Annotated in this window: 14 protein-coding genes, 1 pseudogene and 1 riboswitch; of the genes and pseudogenes, 12 read left to right on the forward strand and 3 right to left on the reverse strand. The window is 72.2% G+C overall.

The genetic code is table 11. The features are described from left to right. Both I5Q34_RS07590 and I5Q34_RS07595 read left to right on the forward strand, forming a co-directional pair. A pseudogene (locus I5Q34_RS07590) lies at positions 1-263 on the forward strand (hypothetical protein); the annotation flags it as partial. Between the two features lie 98 nt (positions 264-361). Then, a complete protein-coding gene (locus I5Q34_RS07595; protein WP_199891409.1) occupies positions 362-718 on the forward strand; it encodes a hypothetical protein in 357 nt (118 codons plus the stop codon). Here the strand turns inward: I5Q34_RS07595 and I5Q34_RS07600 are convergent. After that, positions 710-1,456 carry a transposase family protein gene (locus tag I5Q34_RS07600; protein ID WP_199891449.1) on the reverse strand — a complete coding sequence of 249 codons (747 nt, stop codon included), beginning with the start codon at positions 1,454-1,456 and terminating at the stop codon, positions 710-712. The genes I5Q34_RS07595 and I5Q34_RS07600 overlap by 9 nt on opposite strands. Before the next feature lie 384 nt (positions 1,457-1,840). On the opposite strand from I5Q34_RS07600, the gene I5Q34_RS07605 reads away from it, so the two are divergent. Further along, the gene (locus I5Q34_RS07605; protein ID WP_199891410.1) at positions 1,841-2,293 is read left to right on the forward strand and encodes a hypothetical protein; all 453 of its coding nucleotides are present in this window, start codon (positions 1,841-1,843) and stop codon (positions 2,291-2,293) included. A 423-nt stretch (positions 2,294-2,716) separates the two neighbouring features. On the opposite strand, the gene I5Q34_RS07610 is transcribed toward I5Q34_RS07605, so the two are convergent. Beyond that, the gene (locus tag I5Q34_RS07610) at positions 2,717-3,028 is read right to left on the reverse strand and encodes a hypothetical protein (RefSeq protein ID WP_199891411.1); all 312 of its coding nucleotides are present in this window, start codon (positions 3,026-3,028) and stop codon (positions 2,717-2,719) included. Between the two features lie 149 nt (positions 3,029-3,177). On the opposite strand from I5Q34_RS07610, the gene I5Q34_RS07615 reads away from it, so the two are divergent. After that, the gene (locus I5Q34_RS07615; RefSeq protein WP_199891412.1) at positions 3,178-3,690 is read left to right on the forward strand and encodes a DUF1269 domain-containing protein; all 513 of its coding nucleotides are present in this window, start codon (positions 3,178-3,180) and stop codon (positions 3,688-3,690) included. A 161-nt stretch (positions 3,691-3,851) separates the two neighbouring features. Here the strand turns inward: I5Q34_RS07615 and I5Q34_RS07620 are convergent, their stop codons facing one another. Continuing rightward, positions 3,852-4,220 carry a hypothetical protein gene (locus tag I5Q34_RS07620; RefSeq protein WP_199891413.1) on the reverse strand — a complete coding sequence of 123 codons (369 nt, stop codon included), beginning with the start codon at positions 4,218-4,220 and terminating at the stop codon, positions 3,852-3,854. A 222-nt stretch (positions 4,221-4,442) separates the two neighbouring features. Here I5Q34_RS07620 and I5Q34_RS07625 point away from each other — a divergent pair, with 222 nt between their 5' ends. The 8 genes from I5Q34_RS07625 to I5Q34_RS07660 all read left to right on the forward strand — a co-directional run bounded on the left by I5Q34_RS07625 (position 4,443) and on the right by I5Q34_RS07660 (position 18,643). Next, the gene (locus I5Q34_RS07625; RefSeq protein WP_199891414.1) at positions 4,443-7,118 is read left to right on the forward strand and encodes a prenyltransferase/squalene oxidase repeat-containing protein; all 2,676 of its coding nucleotides are present in this window, start codon (positions 4,443-4,445) and stop codon (positions 7,116-7,118) included. Positions 7,119-7,530: 412 nt separating this feature from the next. Continuing rightward, positions 7,531-8,418: a DUF2268 domain-containing protein gene (locus tag I5Q34_RS07630; protein WP_199891415.1), complete on the forward strand. Its 888-nt coding sequence runs from the start codon at positions 7,531-7,533 to the stop codon at positions 8,416-8,418. Positions 8,419-8,475: 57 nt separating this feature from the next. Further along, a riboswitch (cobalamin riboswitch) is annotated at positions 8,476-8,655 on the forward strand. 207 nt (positions 8,656-8,862) lie between these two features. Beyond that, entirely contained in the window at positions 8,863-10,362 is a 1,500-nt protein-coding gene (locus tag I5Q34_RS07635) for a CoA-acylating methylmalonate-semialdehyde dehydrogenase (protein ID WP_199891416.1), read from the forward strand. 7 nt (positions 10,363-10,369) lie between these two features. After that, a complete protein-coding gene (locus I5Q34_RS07640) occupies positions 10,370-11,527 on the forward strand; it encodes an acyl-CoA dehydrogenase family protein (RefSeq protein WP_199891417.1) in 1,158 nt (385 codons plus the stop codon). Beyond that, complete coding sequence (locus tag I5Q34_RS07645) at positions 11,524-12,615, forward strand: enoyl-CoA hydratase/isomerase family protein (RefSeq protein ID WP_199891418.1); 1,092 nt, start codon at positions 11,524-11,526, stop codon at positions 12,613-12,615. Before I5Q34_RS07640 ends, I5Q34_RS07645 begins: the two co-directional genes overlap by 4 nt. Continuing rightward, positions 12,612-13,553 (forward strand): 3-hydroxyisobutyrate dehydrogenase, encoded by a 942-nt coding sequence (mmsB, locus tag I5Q34_RS07650; RefSeq protein ID WP_199891419.1) that lies wholly within the window; start codon positions 12,612-12,614, stop codon positions 13,551-13,553. The genes I5Q34_RS07645 and mmsB overlap by 4 nt, the downstream gene beginning before the upstream one ends. Next, entirely contained in the window at positions 13,550-14,329 is a 780-nt protein-coding gene (locus I5Q34_RS07655; protein ID WP_199891420.1) for an enoyl-CoA hydratase, read from the forward strand. Before mmsB ends, I5Q34_RS07655 begins: the two co-directional genes overlap by 4 nt. A 396-nt stretch (positions 14,330-14,725) precedes the next feature. Next, the gene (locus I5Q34_RS07660) at positions 14,726-18,643 is read left to right on the forward strand and encodes a type I polyketide synthase (RefSeq protein WP_199891421.1); all 3,918 of its coding nucleotides are present in this window, start codon (positions 14,726-14,728) and stop codon (positions 18,641-18,643) included. The last annotated feature ends 8 nt before the right edge of the window (positions 18,644-18,651 follow it).

The following is an 18,651-nucleotide window of genomic DNA, read 5'->3' on the forward strand; positions in this document are numbered from 1 at the left end:
CCGACGCCTACGACGGCCTGGAGCAGCGCATCGCCGACCTCCAGGAGAAGGAGGAACTGGACGCGATCCGCCCGGACCTCGACGGCAACGAGATCATGCAGATCCTGGAGATCGGCCCCGGCCCCCAGGTCGGCCAGGCCTACCGGCACATGCTCGAACTCCGCCTGGAGAACGGCCCGATGGAGCAGGACGAGGCCGTCACCGAACTGAAGCACTGGTGGGCAGCCCAGCAGGGCGATGAGGACAGTACGGGTCAAGGGTGAATCTACGAACAGGCCGAGAGGCCGGTTCGTGCCCCAAGGACGGCTACAGCACCGCCGTGCCGGTGCCCGCGCTATACAGGAGTTGGGATCGCGCCACGATGACCGATAGTTTTGATTTCCCCCGCTCCCTCCGTCAGGCGCAGCTCGAACTGCACCAGGTACGCGCCGACCTCGCCGCGCTCGCCCTCACGCTGCCGTGGTCAGCCGAGCCAATGCCCGCCTGGAGCACCCCGTCCGGGCACTGGCGCCCCAGCAGCCGGCCCGAGAGTCCGGGCTGGACCGAGGAAGAACAGCAACAGGTCAATGCCCTTCGAGACCGAGCACGGGAGTTGTCGATCACCATCAGCACGCACCCGTTCTGGGGAACGGTGGAGCCAGGGCGTGTCATCGAGGCCCGGATGGCCCTCAAGCACGAGCACGCCGACAACGATCCGACTGAGCGTCTTTCATCCTGAATAGCCGCAGATCAGGAGGGTGTGGACGGCTTGGGCGATACGGCTGATGCGGTTGGTCGAGCACCGAGCCCGGCGGAGGATACGCCAGGACTTCAGTTGGGCGAAGGCGCGTTCGCCGGGAGCTCGCAGCCTGGCGTGGACACGGTTGAACCGCTGGTAGTGCTCGGGAAGTTCACGGTGTCTGTAGTAAGGGGTGAGGACGGTTGCGCCGGCGCCCTGGTAGGCCCGGTCGGTGAGGACGAGGATCTGCCGGGTGAGGCAGGCCTGGACGATGCCGTGTGCACGGGCCGCGGTCAGGTCGTGGGTCCGGCCCGGCAACGCGCGGGAGAACCACAGCGGTGTCCCGTCCGGACGTGCGATGACCTGCACGTTCATCCCGTGCTGCTTGTGCTTCTGCGAGTAGTACGGCTCGTCCACGGCGATCCGGTCAGTCGGGATCAGCGTCCCGTCAACGATGACGAAGTCGCCCTCGCCCAGGCCCACGAGAGCCTCACGCAGACCAGGTGCCCAGGATGCGAGGATCTCGAGCGTCTCGTCGACGTACCTCCAGGCCGTGGACTCCGAGACTCCGAATCCGGCACCCACCTGCGCGAATGTCTCGTTCTTCCGCAGGTGGGACAGCGCCAGGAGGGCCTGCTTGAAACAACCAAGCCTCCGCCAGGGCGACTTCAGTTCACGTCTGCGGGCGTGGATCAGCCACGAGACATGCTCAACGAGCTCATAGGGGACGTCGAGCATGGAAGGATACGGAACCAAGCGAGGCTCCTCGGACGAAGCGCGGTGCGTGAGAACACCAGCGCAACGACCAGGAGCCTCGCCTCGTTACCCCCTCTGACCAGCCCATTTCACCCTCCTGGAACGGGATGAAAGAGGTTCACTAAGATCCTCGGCGGCACGAGACCGTAGGAGTGCCGCTGCTACTGGCCGAGTCCTCGGGCTGCCAGGCGATGGCGAACGCCGTCTCCCTGAACGTGGCCAGGGCCTGACGCCAAGGCGGAATGTCGTTACGGTGGGCCAAACGCCCCCGCCGGTCTTGCCGCCTCGGATAACGTGCCATATCCGAGGCGACATAAGACATACGATGTGGCGTCACTCCGGGCGCCAGTGACGGAGGGGACCACCATGACGCAGGACGCCGGCACCGTGCCCGACAATGCGCTCACCTACTCGAACGATCTGACCGAAGCCGACGTGATCGCGCTCCGGGACTTCTTGATCGGCCGGCTGGAGGACGTCGCAGGCCGCCACCCGGAGGGCAGCGACGAACACGCGGCCGCGGTCGGCTTCTCCCGGCTGGTCGAGATGGACAGCCTCCATCTGCGGGACTACGTGAACGCCTGGCGGGACGTCGAGCACCGGCACGAGTACCCGGTGCCGGCCCGTCTGCTCCAGCAGGAGATCCACTTCGGCTGGAAGCACCTCTGCGAGGCCGCCGCCGACTGGCGCGGCCATGAGGAGTTCGACACCGGACGCTGGAACGAGCTGCGCTACCAGCACGCGCAGCCCCAGGAGTTCGTCGACGCGACCGAGACCGACGACGACGGTCGCGAGTGGCGTTCCAAGGCCCACCCGTGACTACCGCACCGACCTGCCGGGACACGGCTGTGAATCGGAAGACCCGGTGAGCACCACTATCGAACCCGCTGACGTCGTCGTGGCCAAGCATGGCCCCTCCGTCATACCGCCGCCCACGGGCCGCGGGGCGACGGGGGTGCCCGACCGGCAGCGACGGTACTCGCCGCCCTCGACCAGGGCGCCGAGGAACACCTGCAGCAGTGGCGACGCCTGAAAATGGTGGGCCCCCGGGGAACACGCCTGCGAGCTGCCGGCTCTGGAGCTTGTTCCGCGGCGGGTAGCCCCAGACGTACGGACGGGCCGACACCTGCTCGTCGGGGAAGAGCAGCTCGACGACGCCGCAGCCGGTCTCGGCCGTCGGGGGCCGTCGCCGACGCCGGGTTCGACACCGAAGACGAGGTTCAGCGGGCCGAGTCCGATCCGCTACGGTGCGGAAGGGATCTCCTTCAAGTCGGCGGGCAGGCCCGGCCCGTCCGGTGTGAGCACGACATCGACGCGGATACCGGTCACGGTCCCGGCGTCGTCGTCCACGAGGAACACGACGTCGGCGGACGCCGCCTGATGCAGGAGCGTGACCGTGCCGCTGTCGCCACCTGGCGCGCTCGCTGCCCCGGGACCGGGGGCCGAAATGGCCCTCCACGGCTCCTTCACAGCCGCCGCCCACGCAAAACGCTCGACTGGGAACCCCTCCGGGCGCCTGCATAACCTGCTCGCGGCCGCGATCAACACAGTCACATGTTGCAATCACCCCTTACAATCCGCCCCGACGTGGCCGGCCCCGCCGGAGGCCGCGCGGACGGCTGTCGCCCGGAGCAACCAGTCCCGGTCGAGACAGCGGCACCATCGAAAATGCGGACCACCGGAAAACCGTCGACAGTGGAACCATGACCTCGGTGGATGACAACGTTCTGTTGATGACCGTCACCGGCCCGGAAGCCGGCCAGAGTGCGCTGGACGCCCTGCGCCAGGCGCATGCCGACGGCTCGGTACGGCTGCACGAAGCCGCAGTGATCACGCGGGGCGAGGACGGTGTACTCGACTTCCCCGACGCGGTCGACAACACCGGCAACGCACGGGCTTTCACCATCGGTGGCCTGATCGGCGGGCTCCTGGGCATCCTCGGCGGCCCCTTGGGCATCCTGATCGGCTTCGGCGCGGGCGGCCTGGTCGGCGGCGCCCACGACGCGAAGCGGGCCACGGCCTCCACGGCCGCGCTGGAGATGCTCGCCGAGGAGATCCCGCCGGGCAGCACAGTCCTCATGGCCGAGATCGGCGAGTACGGCACCGACACGGTGGACCGCACGCTGGCGTCGTACGGGACACCTACACGCTATCCGGCGGAGCAGGTGCGCAAGGACGTGGAAGAGGCCATCGAGCAAGGCGCGAAAAGGGCCTGATCCGCACAGCAGCCGTCGCCGGTACACCGCCCGCAGGGCCTCGGGCGGCCGGCTTGCCGCGACCGGGGGGAGGCCCTGTACGGACGCCCCCGGTCCAAGGCCACCGGCCCGCTCCACGCAGGTGCCGTCGCCGACTGCCGGGCGCGGGCCCGAGCCCTTGCCTAGTTCCCGGCCGTCCAGCCGCGCGCCGTCCGCGTCAGTTCCCGGAAACCCGCCGCACCGAGGCGGGCCAGGTCGTCCGTCTCGTCCGGCGCCGCGTACGTCAGCAGCCGGTCCACCCCGGCCAGGCGCAGCCACTCCGCGACCGTGCCGAGGAGCAGACCGGTCAGCGTGGCGTCGTCGCTGTGCAGGTCGGAGAGGTCGGCCCAGCCGCCGAGGCGGGTGAGGCGTTCGGGTCCGGCGAGGTTGGTGTCGACTTCCGCAGAGTGGAGCCAGGCATGGCGGCGGACCTCCGTGGTCGCGTCGTCAAGGGTCGCGTGGTCAGGAACGGAAGCCGCTACCGATGCGGTACGTCCGGAAGGGTAAGCCATGGCCGCCGTCGGAGCATCCGACGCGGGCGCTCCCCGACAGCCGGCAGATCGCCTGCGCGTGCTCCCGGACGTTCCCGGACAACCGACTTCAAGCAGCACCACCAGGACCACTGGCCGCGCCTGGCTGGATCGCACACCCCACCCGTGGACACGGGAGGCGTTCATGACGTTACGTTCGGCTTGCGGAGGGGCATGGGTCGAGTCGTGAGGATGGTGGCAGACATGCCCGGCATGTTTCAGCGGAAGCGTGGCCGTCTCGCGGGGCGCATAGCCGAGCGGGTGAGGGCCGACGGTGCCGTTGAGGATGCCTGCGCGAGCCGGGTCGCCGAGTCGGCGCTCTTCGCGGAACTTCTGCGAGTACAGGGGGCGTTGCCGGGTGTACGGGACGAAGTGCTCGCGTACCTGCACGAGGCGCGGCCCGGCGACGAAGGCAGCCGGATCCTGCGCGAGGCCGCGCTCGGGCGTCCGGACAGGACCCGGGCGGCGGGCTTCTCCGCGGCCTTCGAGCATGGCACGGGGAGGCGCAAACAGCGGCTGCTGCGCACGGTGTTCGCGCTGTTCGGCCTGATTCCCTTCGACGACGGTCCCGGCGTCGCCTATCAGGAGCAGGCGGTCTGGACCGAAGTGGCCCTGTGCGCGAGCAATATCCTGCACGATCACGCGCACGGCCGGTCCGACCCGGCGGATCAGGCCTTCCTGGTGAGCCGGCTGGCCACCGCGCCGCCCGGCCGGGTCTGGCAGAGCAATGTCTTCGCCCATCTGCTCGCGTTGCACGCGCTGCATACCTTCCAGGTCCACAGCCCGCTCATGGCCGGCGGGTTGACGGGGGTGGCCGCCGCGCGCCGCGCCGATGGCGGAGTCCCCTTCATCACTTCGCAGAGCGTGTTCATCACCGCGATGGCGGGCACCGCGCTCGCGGCGGCCGGGTACGCGCCGGAGGCCGTCGGCCGCATGGCCGACTGGATCGCCAACCGGCAGCATCCCGACGGTGGTTGGGGGTACTGCACCGCGACTTCCCAGACCGACGTGGACGACGCTTCCCGTTGCCTGACGTTCCTGCGTGCCGTGGACGCCGGGCGCTACGCGGGAGCGATCCGGCGCGGGGAGGACTACCTGGCCGGGATGGCCGGGCCGGACGGCGGTTTCCCCACCTACGTAGCAGGCCATCCGCCGGACGTCGACATGACGGCGGGGGCCGTCATCGCCCTGAGCCCGTACTGGGACCGGCACGCCGAGCCGCTCGGCGCCTCGGTGGATTTCCTGCTCGGCAGTGGCCGGGACGACGGGACGTACGAACGGAGCTGGACGCTCAGCGAGTCCAGTGTGATCAACCGGGTCGTGGAGGCCCTCTCCTGTGTGCCCGAGCCCGGGCCCCGGGTCGAGGAGGCGATCCGCGCGAGCGTGTGGCGCCTGTGCACCACCCAGAACGGGGACGGCGGTTGGGGGCAGGAGCCCGGCGCGGACAGCGATGTGCTGTCCACCGCGCAGGCCATCCCGGTCGTCGTCCGCCACGGCCCCCGGCCGGTCGCCGAGCGCGCGGCCCGCTGGCTCCTGGGCCGGCAGCACGACGACGGCGGGTTCACCTCGGTCCCCGACCAGGTCGGTCCACGGCCGCTGCCGTACGACTTCCCGGTCCTGGCCGATGTGCACGCGCTGCTCGCCTTCAATGCCCTCAAGACGCTCGGCCCGAGCGGGCCGAACGGCGCGGGTGGGCGCGGTATCGGGACTGCGGTGCGCCAACTTCCGGCGTTCTACTGCCCGTTCCCGCCCGCCGCCCATCCCTTGGGGGACCGGGCCGACGCCCAGTCCCTCGCATGGATGCACCGGCACCGGCTCTGCGCGGACGACGGCGAGCGCGCCCGTATGGCACACGCCGGGTGCGGGCAGCTCGCGGGCCGGATGACTCCGGCCGCCCGCCCGGACCTGCTGCAGATCTTCTCCGACTTCACCCTGTGGGCCTTCGCCTTCGACGACGAGTACTGCGACGAGGGCCCCCTCGGCGAGCGGCCGGGCGAACTGGCCGACACCGCCGTGCGGTTCCTGCGCTGCGCGGAGGTCCCTGAGCGGCCGGTGTATGGCGACGACCGGTACGGCATCGCCCTGCGGGACATCCGCAGGCGCCTCGATGCCGCGTCGTCCCCGGCGCACGGACGACGGTTCGTCGAGAACATGCGGGGCTACGCCCTGACCGAGGTCCGCAAGGCCGGGTTCGTGGCCCGCGGGCAGCGCCCCGGCCTGGACGACTACACGCTGGTGCGGCTCTACAGCGGCGGTTCGATGGTCTTCGCCGAGCTGGTCGCGGTGGTCAACGGCTGCCCGCCGCCGCCCGGACCGGACGAGGACCGGCGGGTCCGCGCGATCACCGAGGCCGCCGCGCTGCTCGTCGACTGGGCGACCGACATCATGTCGTACGCCAAGGAGAGAGAACGGACCGGGGACGGCTTCAACCTCATCGACGCGGTGCGGCTGGAGTACGGCTGTGACGAGGACGAGGCGTTCGAACGGGCGATGGCCCTGTGGGACCGGGTCATGACGCTGTTCCTGCGGCTGCGGTCCCGGCTCGCCGTCGAGCTGCCCGAGCTCACCGCCTATGTGGCCGGGCTGGCACAGTACATCCGAGGAGTGATCGACTGGTCGCTGGAGACCGACCGTTACGGCTTCTACGACGGCCGCGGCGGCCGCCGTGCGTTCCGGCCGGGCGGCTGGCGCGACACCCCTCGCGACGACTCCCACGAGGCGCTGCCCATCCCCTCGGTCGCCTGGTGGTGGGATCACGACCTCGCCGCCCCTGCCCCCGCCGCTCTCCACCTCACCATCCCCACCGGCCCGTCGGGGCTCGGCACGGCGGCCGCCCGCACCTTCCGGACGACCACGGCGGGGCCGGGGCACGGGGTTTGACCTCGCGCAGGGCGGGGGCGCGTTCGCCGGGCGAAGGCGGGCCGCCCCAGGCTCCTTGTGCCGGTCCGAGCCAACGGCAGCGGTATGCGTCGAACTCGCCGCAGACCTCGCGCCGGTCCACCGCTGCCGCGAGGTCTGCGGGCCAACGGAGTGCGGCACATCTGCGGGTTACTGATGCCGGGTGCCGCGGGCGACCGCCGGTCCGTCGCAGAGACAGCCGGCCCGGACCGGGCCGTGATCAGTTGGCGTGGCTGAACTGCTCACAGAGGTCGCCGACCCGAGCGCCGAAACGGTGGCGAGGCACCAAGGCCGGGCGACTGCGCCCTCCGGCGGCGGGCTTCAGACCACCCCCCTTCCCCCCATCCCATCCGCTTTGACATTGACGCCGCGTCAACTTCTACCGTCACCGGGCATGAAGATCATCGTTCACGACACCGCCTCCGCCATGCTCGACCTCCTCCGCCGCCCCCTCCACCAGCGCCCCGACGCCCTGCGGGACATGCTCGCCCCGATCCAGGACGTCATGTCCCGGGTGGGCATCCCGGACCAGGTCGAGATGCACCGCCAGGGTGCCGGGTTCCGGTTCGATCGGGACGATCCTCGGTACGCGGCGGCCGTGCTGCGGATGCGGGACGCCGGCGTGTGGAGCAGGGTCGAGGAGTCGCTCGGCGCCGCTTGGGAGCGGATCAGCGGGGCCGTACCCGGGGTCGGGCACGCCGAGACCGTTCATGTTGTGCTGGTTCTCGGCGACCCGGATGACCATCACCTGACCGTCCGCAGCAGCGGTTACCTCGGGATGGGCGGGATTCCCGGGGCGATCCATCTGCTGATGTGGCCTACCGAGACGAGCCTGGAGAAGATCGGGCACGCCGCCGCCCACGAGCTGCACCACAACATCCGCTACGCGAACGTCGCCTGGGACCCCATGACCGTCACCGTCGGCGAACAGGTCGTCGCCGAGGGGCTCGCCGAGGCTTTCGTGCGGGAGCTGGGCGGGGACGCGGCCATGGGGCCCTGGGCGACCCGGCTGAGCGGTACCGAACTGGACAGCCCGTACGAGAGGATCGCCGCCGCCGTCGACGTGGCCGGGATGCGGAACCTGCCCCCGTACGTCTACGGCGACGCCACCGCTCGGCTCATGGGGTTCGAACCCGTGGGGCTTCCCGACTTCGCCGGATACGCGGCCGGGCTGCGGATCGCCGACGCCCACCTCGCCGCCTCCGGGCTGACCGCCGCCGCCAGCGTCGCCCTGCCGGCGCGGGAGGTTCTCGCCAACGCGGGGGTGCCCACGAACGCGTGACCGTCCTGTCACCCGTGTGCCGTCGATCACTCGTCATGGACTTACTAGGACGTCCAACTATATCGTCGTGACCAAGGCCCGCGGTGCAGGGAAGCCGGTGCGAATCCGGCGCGGTCCCGCCACTGTGACCGGGGAGCGTACCGCCGTCAACACGCCACTGACGCAAGGCCGTCGGGAAGGCGGGCGGGGCGCGGGGATCCGGGAGTCAGGATACCGGCCGCGGGGTGATCCGTGTTGTCCACGAGGATGGAGCAGACACGCATGGCACCGGTCCGCACCCACGACCGACCCGGGTGATCCGACGGAGCGCACGCGCCCCCGCGCGTCCTCGCAATCACGCTCCCGCGTCCCACGGCCCGCCCCGCCACCGGGAAACCGGTGCGCGGCGGCCCGCCGTGCCATCCCCGCTTCTCATCCGACGAGTCCGACGAGAGCAGGCTCCCCTTGGTCCGCGAACTGACACACTTCATCGGCGGCGAGCGCACCCCCGGAACATCGGGGCTCCACGCCGAGGTGTACGACCCCAACACCGGCTCCGTACAGGCCCACGTCCCCCTCGCCTCCCACGAGGAGACCACCGCGGCCATCGCGGACGCGGCCGCCGCGCAGCCCGGGTGGGCCGACTGGAACCCCCAGCGCCGCGCCCGTGTCCTGCTGCGTTTCCTCCAGCTCGTGGAGGACGAGCGCGACTCCCTGGCCCGGCTGCTGTCCGCCGAGCACGGCAAGACCCTCGCCGACGCCCACGGCGACCTCCAGCGCGGCCTGGAGGTCGTCGAGTTCGCGGCCGGTATCCCGCACCTGCTCAAGGGCGAGTTCACCGACAACGCGGGCAGCGGCATCGACGTCCACTCGCTGCGCGCCCCGCTGGGCGTCGTGGCCGGGATCACGCCGTTCAACTTCCCCGCCATGATCCCGCTGTGGAAGGCCGCGCCGGCCCTCGCCTGCGGCAACGCCTTCGTCCTCAAGCCGTCCGAGCGCGCCCCCTCCGTCCCGCTGCGCCTCGCCGAGCTGTTCCTGGAGGCCGGGCTGCCCGCGGGCGTGTTCAACGTGGTCAACGGCGACAAGACCGCCGTGAACGTCCTGCTGGAGGACCCGCGGGTCCAGGCCGTGGGCTTCGTCGGCTCGACCCCGATCGCGGCGCACGTCTACGCCACCGCCGCCGCCCGGGGCAAGCGCGCCCAGTGCTTCGGCGGCGCCAAGAACCACATGATCGTGATGCCGGACGCCGACCTCGACCAGGTGGTCGACGCCCTCGTCGGCGCCGGCTACGGGGCGGCGGGCGAGCGCTGCATGGCCGTCTCCGTCGCCGTGCCCGTCGGCGAGGAGACCGCCGACCGGCTCGTCGCCCGGCTCAAGGAGCGCATCGGCGCGCTGCGCGTCGGCCGCTCCGACGACCCCGAGGCCGACTTCGGGCCGCTGGTCAGCCGGGACGCCCTGGACCGGGTGCGCCGCTACGTCGACATCGGCGCCACCGAGGGCGCCGAACTCGTCGTGGACGGGCGCGGGTTCACCCTGCCCGGCCATGAGAACGGCTTCTTCGCCGGCCCCACCCTCTTCGACCACGTCTCGACGAACATGCGCGTCTACCGCGAGGAGATCTTCGGCCCCGTGCTGTGCGTGGTGCGCGCCGCCGACTACGCCGAGGCCCTGCGCCTGCCCAGCGAGCACCCCTACGGCAACGGCGTGGCGATCTTCACCCGTGACGGGGACACCGCGCGGGACTTCGCCCGCCGCGTCAACACCGGCATGGTCGGGATCAACGTACCGATCCCGGTGCCCGTCGCCTACCACACCTTCGGCGGCTGGAAGCGCTCCGGCTTCGGCGATCTCAACCAGCACGGCCCCGACGCCATCCGCTTCTACACCCGCACCAAGACCGTCACCTCGCGCTGGCCCTCCGGGGTCAAGGAGGGCGCGAGCTTCTCCATCCCGACGATGGAGTGACGGCCCCATGACAGCCACCTTGTCCAATCTGCTCTCCGACGAGCAAGCCGCCATCGCGGAGACCGCGCGGGACTTCGCCGCCGAGCACCTCGCCCCGCACGCCGTCGCCTGGGACCGCGACAAGCACTTCCCCGCCGACGTCCTGCGCAAGGGCGCCGCCCTCGGGCTCGGCGGCGTCTACGTCCGCGAGGAGCACGGCGGTTCCGGCCTCACCCGCTCCGACGGGGTGCTCGTCTTCGAGGAACTGGCCACCGGCTGCCCGTCGATCGCGGGCTACTTCTCGATCCACAACATGGTCGCCTGGATGATCGACCGCTACGGCGACGACGCCCAGCGCGCCCGCTGGCTGCCCGGCCTGTGCGCGATGGACGACTTCGGCAGCTACTGCCTGACCGAACCCGGGGCCGGCTCGGACGCCTCCGCGCTGAGCACCCGCGCCGTGCGCGACGGCGACCACTACATCCTCACCGGAGTCAAGCAGTTCATCTCCGGCGCCGGCACCTCCCGGATCTACGTCGTCATGGCCCGTACCGGCGAGCCCGGCCCGCGCGGGGTGAGCGCCTTCGTCGTCGAACGGGACGACGCCGGGCTGTCGTTCGGCCCGAACGAGCGGAAGATGGGCTGGAACGCCCAGCCCACCCGGCAGGTGATCCTCGACGGGGTCCGCGTCCCCGCGGGCCGGCGGCTCGGCGCCGAGGGGGACGGCTTCCGCATCGCCATGCACGGCCTCAACGGCGGCCGTCTCGGCATCGCCGCCTGTTCCCTCGGCGGCGCCCGCAGCGCCCTGGCCCGCAGCCTGGCGTACCTCGCCGACCGCGAGGCGTTCGGCGCCCCGCTGCTCGACGCGCAGGCGCTGCGGTTCCGGCTGGCCGACATGGAGACCGAGCTCACCGCCGCCCGCGCCCTGGTCCACCAGGCGGCGCGGGCGCTGGACCAGGGGCTGGACCAGGCCGCGCAGCTGTGCGCGATGGCCAAGCGGTTCGCCACCGACACCGGCTACGCGGTCGCCGACCAGGCCCTGCAACTGCACGGCGGCTACGGCTACCTCAACGAGTACGGAATCGAGAAGATCGTCCGAGATCTTCGCGTGCACCGGATCCTGGAAGGAACGAACGAGATCATGCGCCTCATCGTGGCCCGCGGGCTGACGGGAGCCGGCCGATGACGACGGCCGCCGACGACCGCGTACTCGACGACCATGTACTCCTGCGCACCGAGGGACGCGCGGGCTACCTCACCCTCAACCGCCCCAAGGCCCTCAACGCCCTCACCCATGACATGGTCCGTGCCGTCGACGAGGCCCTGGCCCGGTGGGAGAAGGACCCGGCCGTCGAGACCGTGGTGATCTCCGGGGCGGGCGACCGCGGCCTGTGCGCCGGGGGCGACATCCGCGCCATCCACGACGACGCCCGCACCGGCGGCACCGCGTCGGCGGACTTCTGGCGGGACGAGTACCGGCTCAACGCCCTGATCGCCCACTACCCCAAGCCGTACGTCGCTCTCATGGACGGCATCGTCATGGGCGGCGGCGTCGGCGTCTCCGCCCACGGCAGCGTACGGATCGTCACCGAGCGGTCCAAGGTGGCCATGCCGGAGACCGGTATCGGCTTCGTCCCCGACGTCGGCGGCACCTACCTCCTCGCGCTCGCCCCCGGCGAACTGGGCACCCACCTCGCGCTCACCGGCGCCCCGGTGGGCGCGGCGGACGCTCTGCTGTGCGGGCTCGCCGACCACTTCGTCCCCTCCGGCGAGCTGCCCGCCCTGGCCGCGGAGCTGGCCCACGCCCCCGTCCACGACGTCCTCGCCCGGCACGTCCGCCCGGCCCCGCCCGGCGGACTCGCCGGGCAGCGGGCGTGGATCGACCACTGCTACGCGGCCGGCACCGTCGAGGAGATCGTGGCCCGGCTGCGGGCCCGCGACGAGCCGGCCGCGCGCGAGGCCGCCGCGACGCTGCTGACGAAGTCCCCCACCTCCCTCAAGGTCACCCTGACCGCGTTGCGCCGCGCCCGGGAACTCGGGCCGCTGGAGCGGGTCCTGGAGCAGGAGTACCGCGTCTCGTGCGCGGCCCTGTCCTCCCCCGACCTCGTCGAGGGCATCCGCGCCCAGGTGATCGACAAGGACCGCGACCCCAAGTGGTCCCCCGCGCGGCTCGCCGACGTCGAGGCGGAGGACGTGGCCCGGTTCTTCACCCCGGTCCCGGGACGCGAGCTGCGCCTGGCGTCCTCCGGGTCGCCGCAGGAGGTGCCCTGGTGAGCGAGGTCGTCGCCTTCATAGGGCTGGGCCGGATGGGCGGTCCGATGGCCGCGCGCCTGGTCGCGGCCGGGCACCGGGTGCTCGGGCACGACCTGGTGCCGGAGCTGCTCGCCGCCGCCGTCGGGCGGGGCGTCGAGGCCGCCGCGTCGGCCGCCGGGGCGGCGGCGGAGGCCGACGTGGTCGTCACCATGCTGCCGACCGGCCGCCACGTCCTGGCCCTCTACCGGGACGAGGGCCTGCTCGCCGCGGCCCGGCCCGGCACGCTCTTCCTCGACTGCTCGACCATCGCCGTCGCCGACGCCCGGGCCGCCCACGAGGCCGCCCGGGCCGCCGGCCACCGGGCGCTCGACGCCCCGGTGTCCGGCGGGGTGGTGGGCGCCGAGGCGGGCACGCTGACCTTCATGGCCGGCGGCGGCGCGGAGGAGTTCGCCCGCGCCGAGCCGCTCCTGTCCGCCATGGGGGCGCGGGCCGTGCACTGCGGGGACGCCGGTGCCGGACAGGCCGCCAAGATCTGCAACAACATGATCCTGGGCATCTCGATGATCGCCGTCAGCGAGGCGTTCGTCCTGGGCGAGAGCCTGGGGCTGAGCCACCAGGCGCTCTACGACGTGGCCTCCGCGTCCTCCGGCCAGTGCTGGGCGCTCACCACGAACTGCCCCGTCCCCGGCCCGGTCCCGGCCAGCCCGGCCAACCGCGACTACCGGCCCGGCTTCTCCGCCCCGCTGATGGCCAAGGACCTGCGGCTGGCGGCGGACGCGGCCCGGGCGGGCGGGGTCGCCGCCGAACTCGGTCTGCGCGCCGCACAGTTGTACGCCGAGTTCGCCGAGGGCGAGGGCGCGGAGCAGGACTTCTCCGGCATCGTCCGCGCCCTGCGGCAGCGCCCGGCCCCGCCGGCCGAGACCCCGACCGCCACCGACCAGAACGGAACTCCCACGTGACCGACGCGTACAAAACGATCCTCGTCGAGCGCAAGGGCCGCACCGCGCTGCTGACCCTCAACCGGCCCAAGGCCCTCAACGCGCTCAACCTCCAGGTGATGAACGAGGTCGTCGCGGCGGCCGAGGCGCTCGACCGCGACCCGGACGTGGGCTGCGTCGTCATCACCGGCTCGGCGAAGGCGTTCGCCGCCGGGGCCGACATCAAGGAGATGCAGCCGCGCGGCTACATGGACATGTACCTGGAGGACTGGTTCACCGCCTGGGACCGGCTCGGCCGCGTCCGCACCCCCACGGTCGCCGCGGTCGCCGGCTACGCGCTGGGCGGCGGCTGCGAACTGGCCATGCTCTGCGACATCCTGCTCGCCGCCGACACGGCCGTCTTCGGCCAGCCCGAGATCAAGCTCGGCGTGATCCCCGGCATCGGCGGCTCCCAGCGCCTGACCCGCGCGGTCGGCAAGGCCAAGGCCATGGAGCTCTGTCTCACCGGCCGCACCATGGACGCCACCGAGGCCGAGCGCGCCGGCCTCGTCTCCCGGATCGTCCCGGCCGACGACCTCCTGTCCGAGGCACTGGCCGTCGCCGGGACCGTGGCCGGCATGTCGGCGCCCGTCGCGATGATGGCCAAGGAGGCCGTCAACCGCGCCTTCGAGACCACCCTCGCCGAGGGCGTCCACTTCGAACGGCGCCTGTTCCACGCGGTGTTCGCGACGGCGGACCAGAAGGAGGGCATGTCCGCCTTCGTGGACAAGCGCCCGCCGGAGTTCCGGCACCGCTGACGAATCCGGAGCGGCCCGCCCCGGGCCGGCCGCTCCGGCCGAACCAACCCCCTTCCCTTCACTCTGGGTTACGCTCCGGCGCGCACGCCGGGGGACGCACATGACGCGGGCAAGCGCCCGCCGCACATGACGCGCCGTCGAGCGCACCACGCGCCCCCGTGAAACGGAACTCCCTACGCTGTAGGCGACCTTGACCCCTCACGGACCGCACACCTAGCCTTACAAAGGTGCGCCGAAATCCAATTCGGCCAACACCTGTGCGCGGAGCCGCGGTGAGCCGGGGTCCGAGAGCTCGGCAGAGATACGTGTGACGCTCCGCAACTGATGGCTGTCCCAGGTCGCGGCCCCGTCGGGCCGCCGGACAGCGCCGTCCCCCACCGCCGAAGGAGAAGTGGTATGGCCGCTGAGCCCATCGCGTTAGTAGGGATCGGATGCACACTCCCCGGTAAGGTGCACGGGCTGGACGACATACACACCGTTCTGCGGGAAGGCCGGGACTGCGTCGAGGAGATCCCGCCCAGCAGGTGGGACGTGGACGCGTTCTACGATCCCGATCCCCTGGCCCCCGGCAAGACCTATATCCGCCACGGCGGCTTCGTCGAGGACGTCGACCGCTTCGACGCGGCCTTCTTCGGGATCTCGGACGCCGAGGCGGTCCGCATGGACCCGCAGCACCGCCTCCTCCTGCAGACCGTGTGGCACGCCCTGGAGCACGCCGGGCAGAACCCCGAGGAGCTCAGGGGCAGCAACACCGGCGTTTTCGTCGCCCTGATGAACAGCAACACCTACGGCTTCCTCAAGCACGACACCGAGGGACTCAAGGGTGTCACCGCCTACGACGCGATGAGCGACGCGAACAGCATCAGCGCCGGGCGCATCGCGCACTTCCTGGATCTGAGGGGGCCGTGCTTCGCGGTCGACACCGCCTGCTCCGGGTCGCTGGTCGCCCTGCACCTGGCCCGGCAGTCCATCCTCACGGGTGAGTGCGACTCGGCGATCGTCGCCGGGGTCAACCTGATCCTCGACCCCCATATCCACGTCGCCTTCTGCAAGTTGGGGCTGTTCTCCCCCAGCGGGCAGTGCCGCGCCTTCGACGCCAAGGCGGACGGGTACGTCCGCAGCGAGGGCTGCGTGGCCGCACTGGTACGCCGCCAGTCGCTCGCCGAGGAGCGCGGCGACCCCATCCTGGCGAGCGTGATCGGCACCGCGATCAACCACGACGGGCACACCCCCGCGCTGACCGCCCCCAACGGCCGGACCCAGGAGGAGGTGATCCGCACCGTCCTCTCCCGCACCGGCGTCGACCCCTCCCAGGTCGACTACGTCGAGGCCCACGGCACCGGGACGCCGGTCGGCGATCCCATCGAGATGAGCGCCATCGCCAACGCCTACGGCCGGTTCCACACCGCGGACCGGCCGCTGCACGTCGGCTCGGTGAAGACCAACTTCGGGCACACCGAATCCGCCGCCGGCCTCCTCGGCATCGCCAAGGCCGCCCTCTCCCTGCACCACGGGACCATCTACCCCAGCGTCCACCTGGACCGGCTGAACCCCAAGATCGACCTCGACGGCGCCTCGGTGGAGGTCCCCACCGAGCCCGTGCCCTGGCCGCGCGGCGACACCCCGCGCCTGGCCGCCGTCAACTCCTTCGGCTACAGCGGCACCAACGCCCACGCGATCCTGCGGGAGGCACCGCTGCCGCGGCCCGTCACCGGCGGGGCGAAGCCGCGTCCGGCCGAACTGCTGGTGCTGTCCGCCAAGTCCCCCGAGGCCCTGGACGATCTGGCCGACCGCTGGGCGGAGCACCTCTCCCGGACCGACCGGGAGACCCTGCCGCCGGCCGTCTTCACCGCCGCCGGGCGCGCCGCACTCCGCCACCGCCTCGCGGTGACCGGGCGCAGCGGCATCGAGATGGCCAACGACCTCCGGCTGTGGCGGACCCGGCGCACCCCTCCGTCGGTCGTCGCCGGCCGTCCGGCCAGGCCCGCGAAGACGGCCTTCGTCTTCACCGGCCAGGGCGTGCAGTACCCGGGCATGGCCCGTGAACTGTACGAGAACGAACCGGCGTTCGCCGAGGCCCTCGACCGGTGCGCCGCCGTCCTGGACGCCGAACTTCCCGTTCCGCTGAAGCGGCTGCTCTTCGAGGAGCAGCCCCCGGAGACCCTCGACGACACGCGGCTGGCCCAGCCGGCGCTGTTCGCCGTCGAGTACGCCCTCGCCGAACTGCTGCGTTCCTGGGGGGCGGTACCGGACGCGGTGGTCGGGCACAGCATCGGCGAGATCGTCGCGGCCTGTGTCGCCGGCATGCTCCCCCTGGAGGACGCGGCGCGCTTCAGCGCGGTGCGCGGCCGCCTCATGGGCGAACTGCCGCGCGAAGGCGTGATGCTGGCGATCGGCGCGGACCCGGAGACCGTCCGGGGATGGCTGTCCGGGCGGGAGGCCGACGTCTCCGTGGCCGCTGTCAACGGACCGCGCGCCGTGGTCGTCTCGGGCCGGGCGGAGGCCGTGGACGAGGTGGCGCGCCTCGCCGGGGAGCAGGGCTGCCGGACGACCCGGCTGCGCACGTCCCACGCCTTCCACTCGCCGCTGATGGACCCGATCCTGCCCGAACTGGCCAAGGCGGCCGCCGCGCTCCGCCCGTCCGCCCCGGCGGTCCCGGTGTTCTCCGACGTCACCGGCGAGGCCCTGACCGGCGCGGAGGGGCCCGAGTACTGGAGCCGGCACGCCCGCCGGCCCGTCCGGTTCCACGACGGCCTGCGCGCGGTGTCCGGCCTGGGCTGCACGGTGGTCGTCGAGATCGGCCCGCATCCCGCTCTGCGGACGTACGTCCCCGAGGCGTTCGGCGACGGCGTGACGGTAATCCCCACGCTGCGGCGCGACGGGCGGGACGTGCGCAACCTGCTGGCCGCCGCGGGCGCCCTGTTCACGGCGGGCGCCACCGTCGACCTGCCCGCCCTCTACCGGGGCCCGCGCCACCGCCGTACCTCGTCCGCCCCGCGGTACCCGTTCCGCAAGGACCGGTACTGGGTGACGCCCGAGCCGGACGCCGGCCGCGACGGCACGGCCCAGCCGGCTCCGCGGCGGACCCCGGCGCCCCCCGCGGCCGAGCCGCGGCCGGAGCCCGTCCGGACCGTCCACCGGCACGAACTGCAGCCGGGCACCCCGTGGGCGGACCACCGCGTCCTCGGGTCGACGGTCTTCCCGGCCACCGGCTATCTGGAGCTGGCCGTGGAGGCGTACGCCTCGGCGAACGGCAACGGATCCGCGCCCGTCGAACTGACCGACGTCGACTTCGTCCGGCCGCTCGTCCTGACCCCGGCCAGGCCCACCGGCGTCCGGGTGGACCTGGAGGAGAACGGCGGTCCCACGCGCTTCCGGTTCACCGTGGCCGGGGGCGACGGCGACGGCCCGCCGCGGTACTGCCAGGGGAAGGTCGGCCCGGCCACCGCGCAGAACGGCTCCGGAACGCGCCCGGAGGAACTGCGGGCCGCGATGTCCACCGTGCTGGCACCCGGCAAGCTCTACGGGCTGCTGCGGGAGGACGGCATGGAGTACGGCGCGAGCTTCTCCACCGTCCGCGAGCTGTGGCTCGACGAGGCCGGGGACCAGGCGCTCGGCCGGATCACCGCCGCTCCCGACGGCGCGGCACGGGTCGGTCACCGGCACCAGTTCGCGACCATGCTCGACGGCTGTCTGCACCTGACCGCCGCCGCGGCGCGCGAAGGCGCGGCCAAGGGCGCCTACATCCCGGTCGGGGTGGGCCGGATGGCGCTGCGCGGCCCGCTGCCCGACCAGGTCTGGGGCCATGTCCGCCTGCGGCCGAACGCCGAAGGGACCGCGTTCACGGCACGGTTGCGCGTCCTCGACGAGACCGGCCGGATCCTCGCGGACCTCGACGACGTCGAGTTCCGGCGGATCGCCTCGCTGACCGACCCCTCGGCGGTCCCGGCCGCGCCGGCCGACGGCGACTCCCGGGAGAGCGTTGCCTCGCGGCAGGAACTGCGGGACCGCATCGAGCCACTCGCGGCCGGGGAACGCCGCCAGGCGGTCATCGGCTGGCTCACCGACGAGATCACCGACACCCTCGGGCGGATGTCGGCCGAGCTGGAGATCGACCTCGACCACCTCGATCCCTCCCTGGCCCTGCTGGAGATCGGCCTGGACTCCCTGTCCATCACCGAACTCCAGCGCCGCATCCAGGAGAAGCTCGACTTCCGCTTCAAGGCGATGGAAGCGCTGGAGTACCAGAGCATCGAGGAACTGGCGGAGTACCTCCTCCACCAGGTGATCCTGGCGGACCCGGCCGGCGCCTGAGCCCCGCC

Source organism: Streptomyces sp. AV19, assembly GCF_015999245.1.
In the GTDB taxonomy this organism is placed as follows: Bacteria; Actinomycetota; Actinomycetes; order Streptomycetales; family Streptomycetaceae; genus Streptomyces.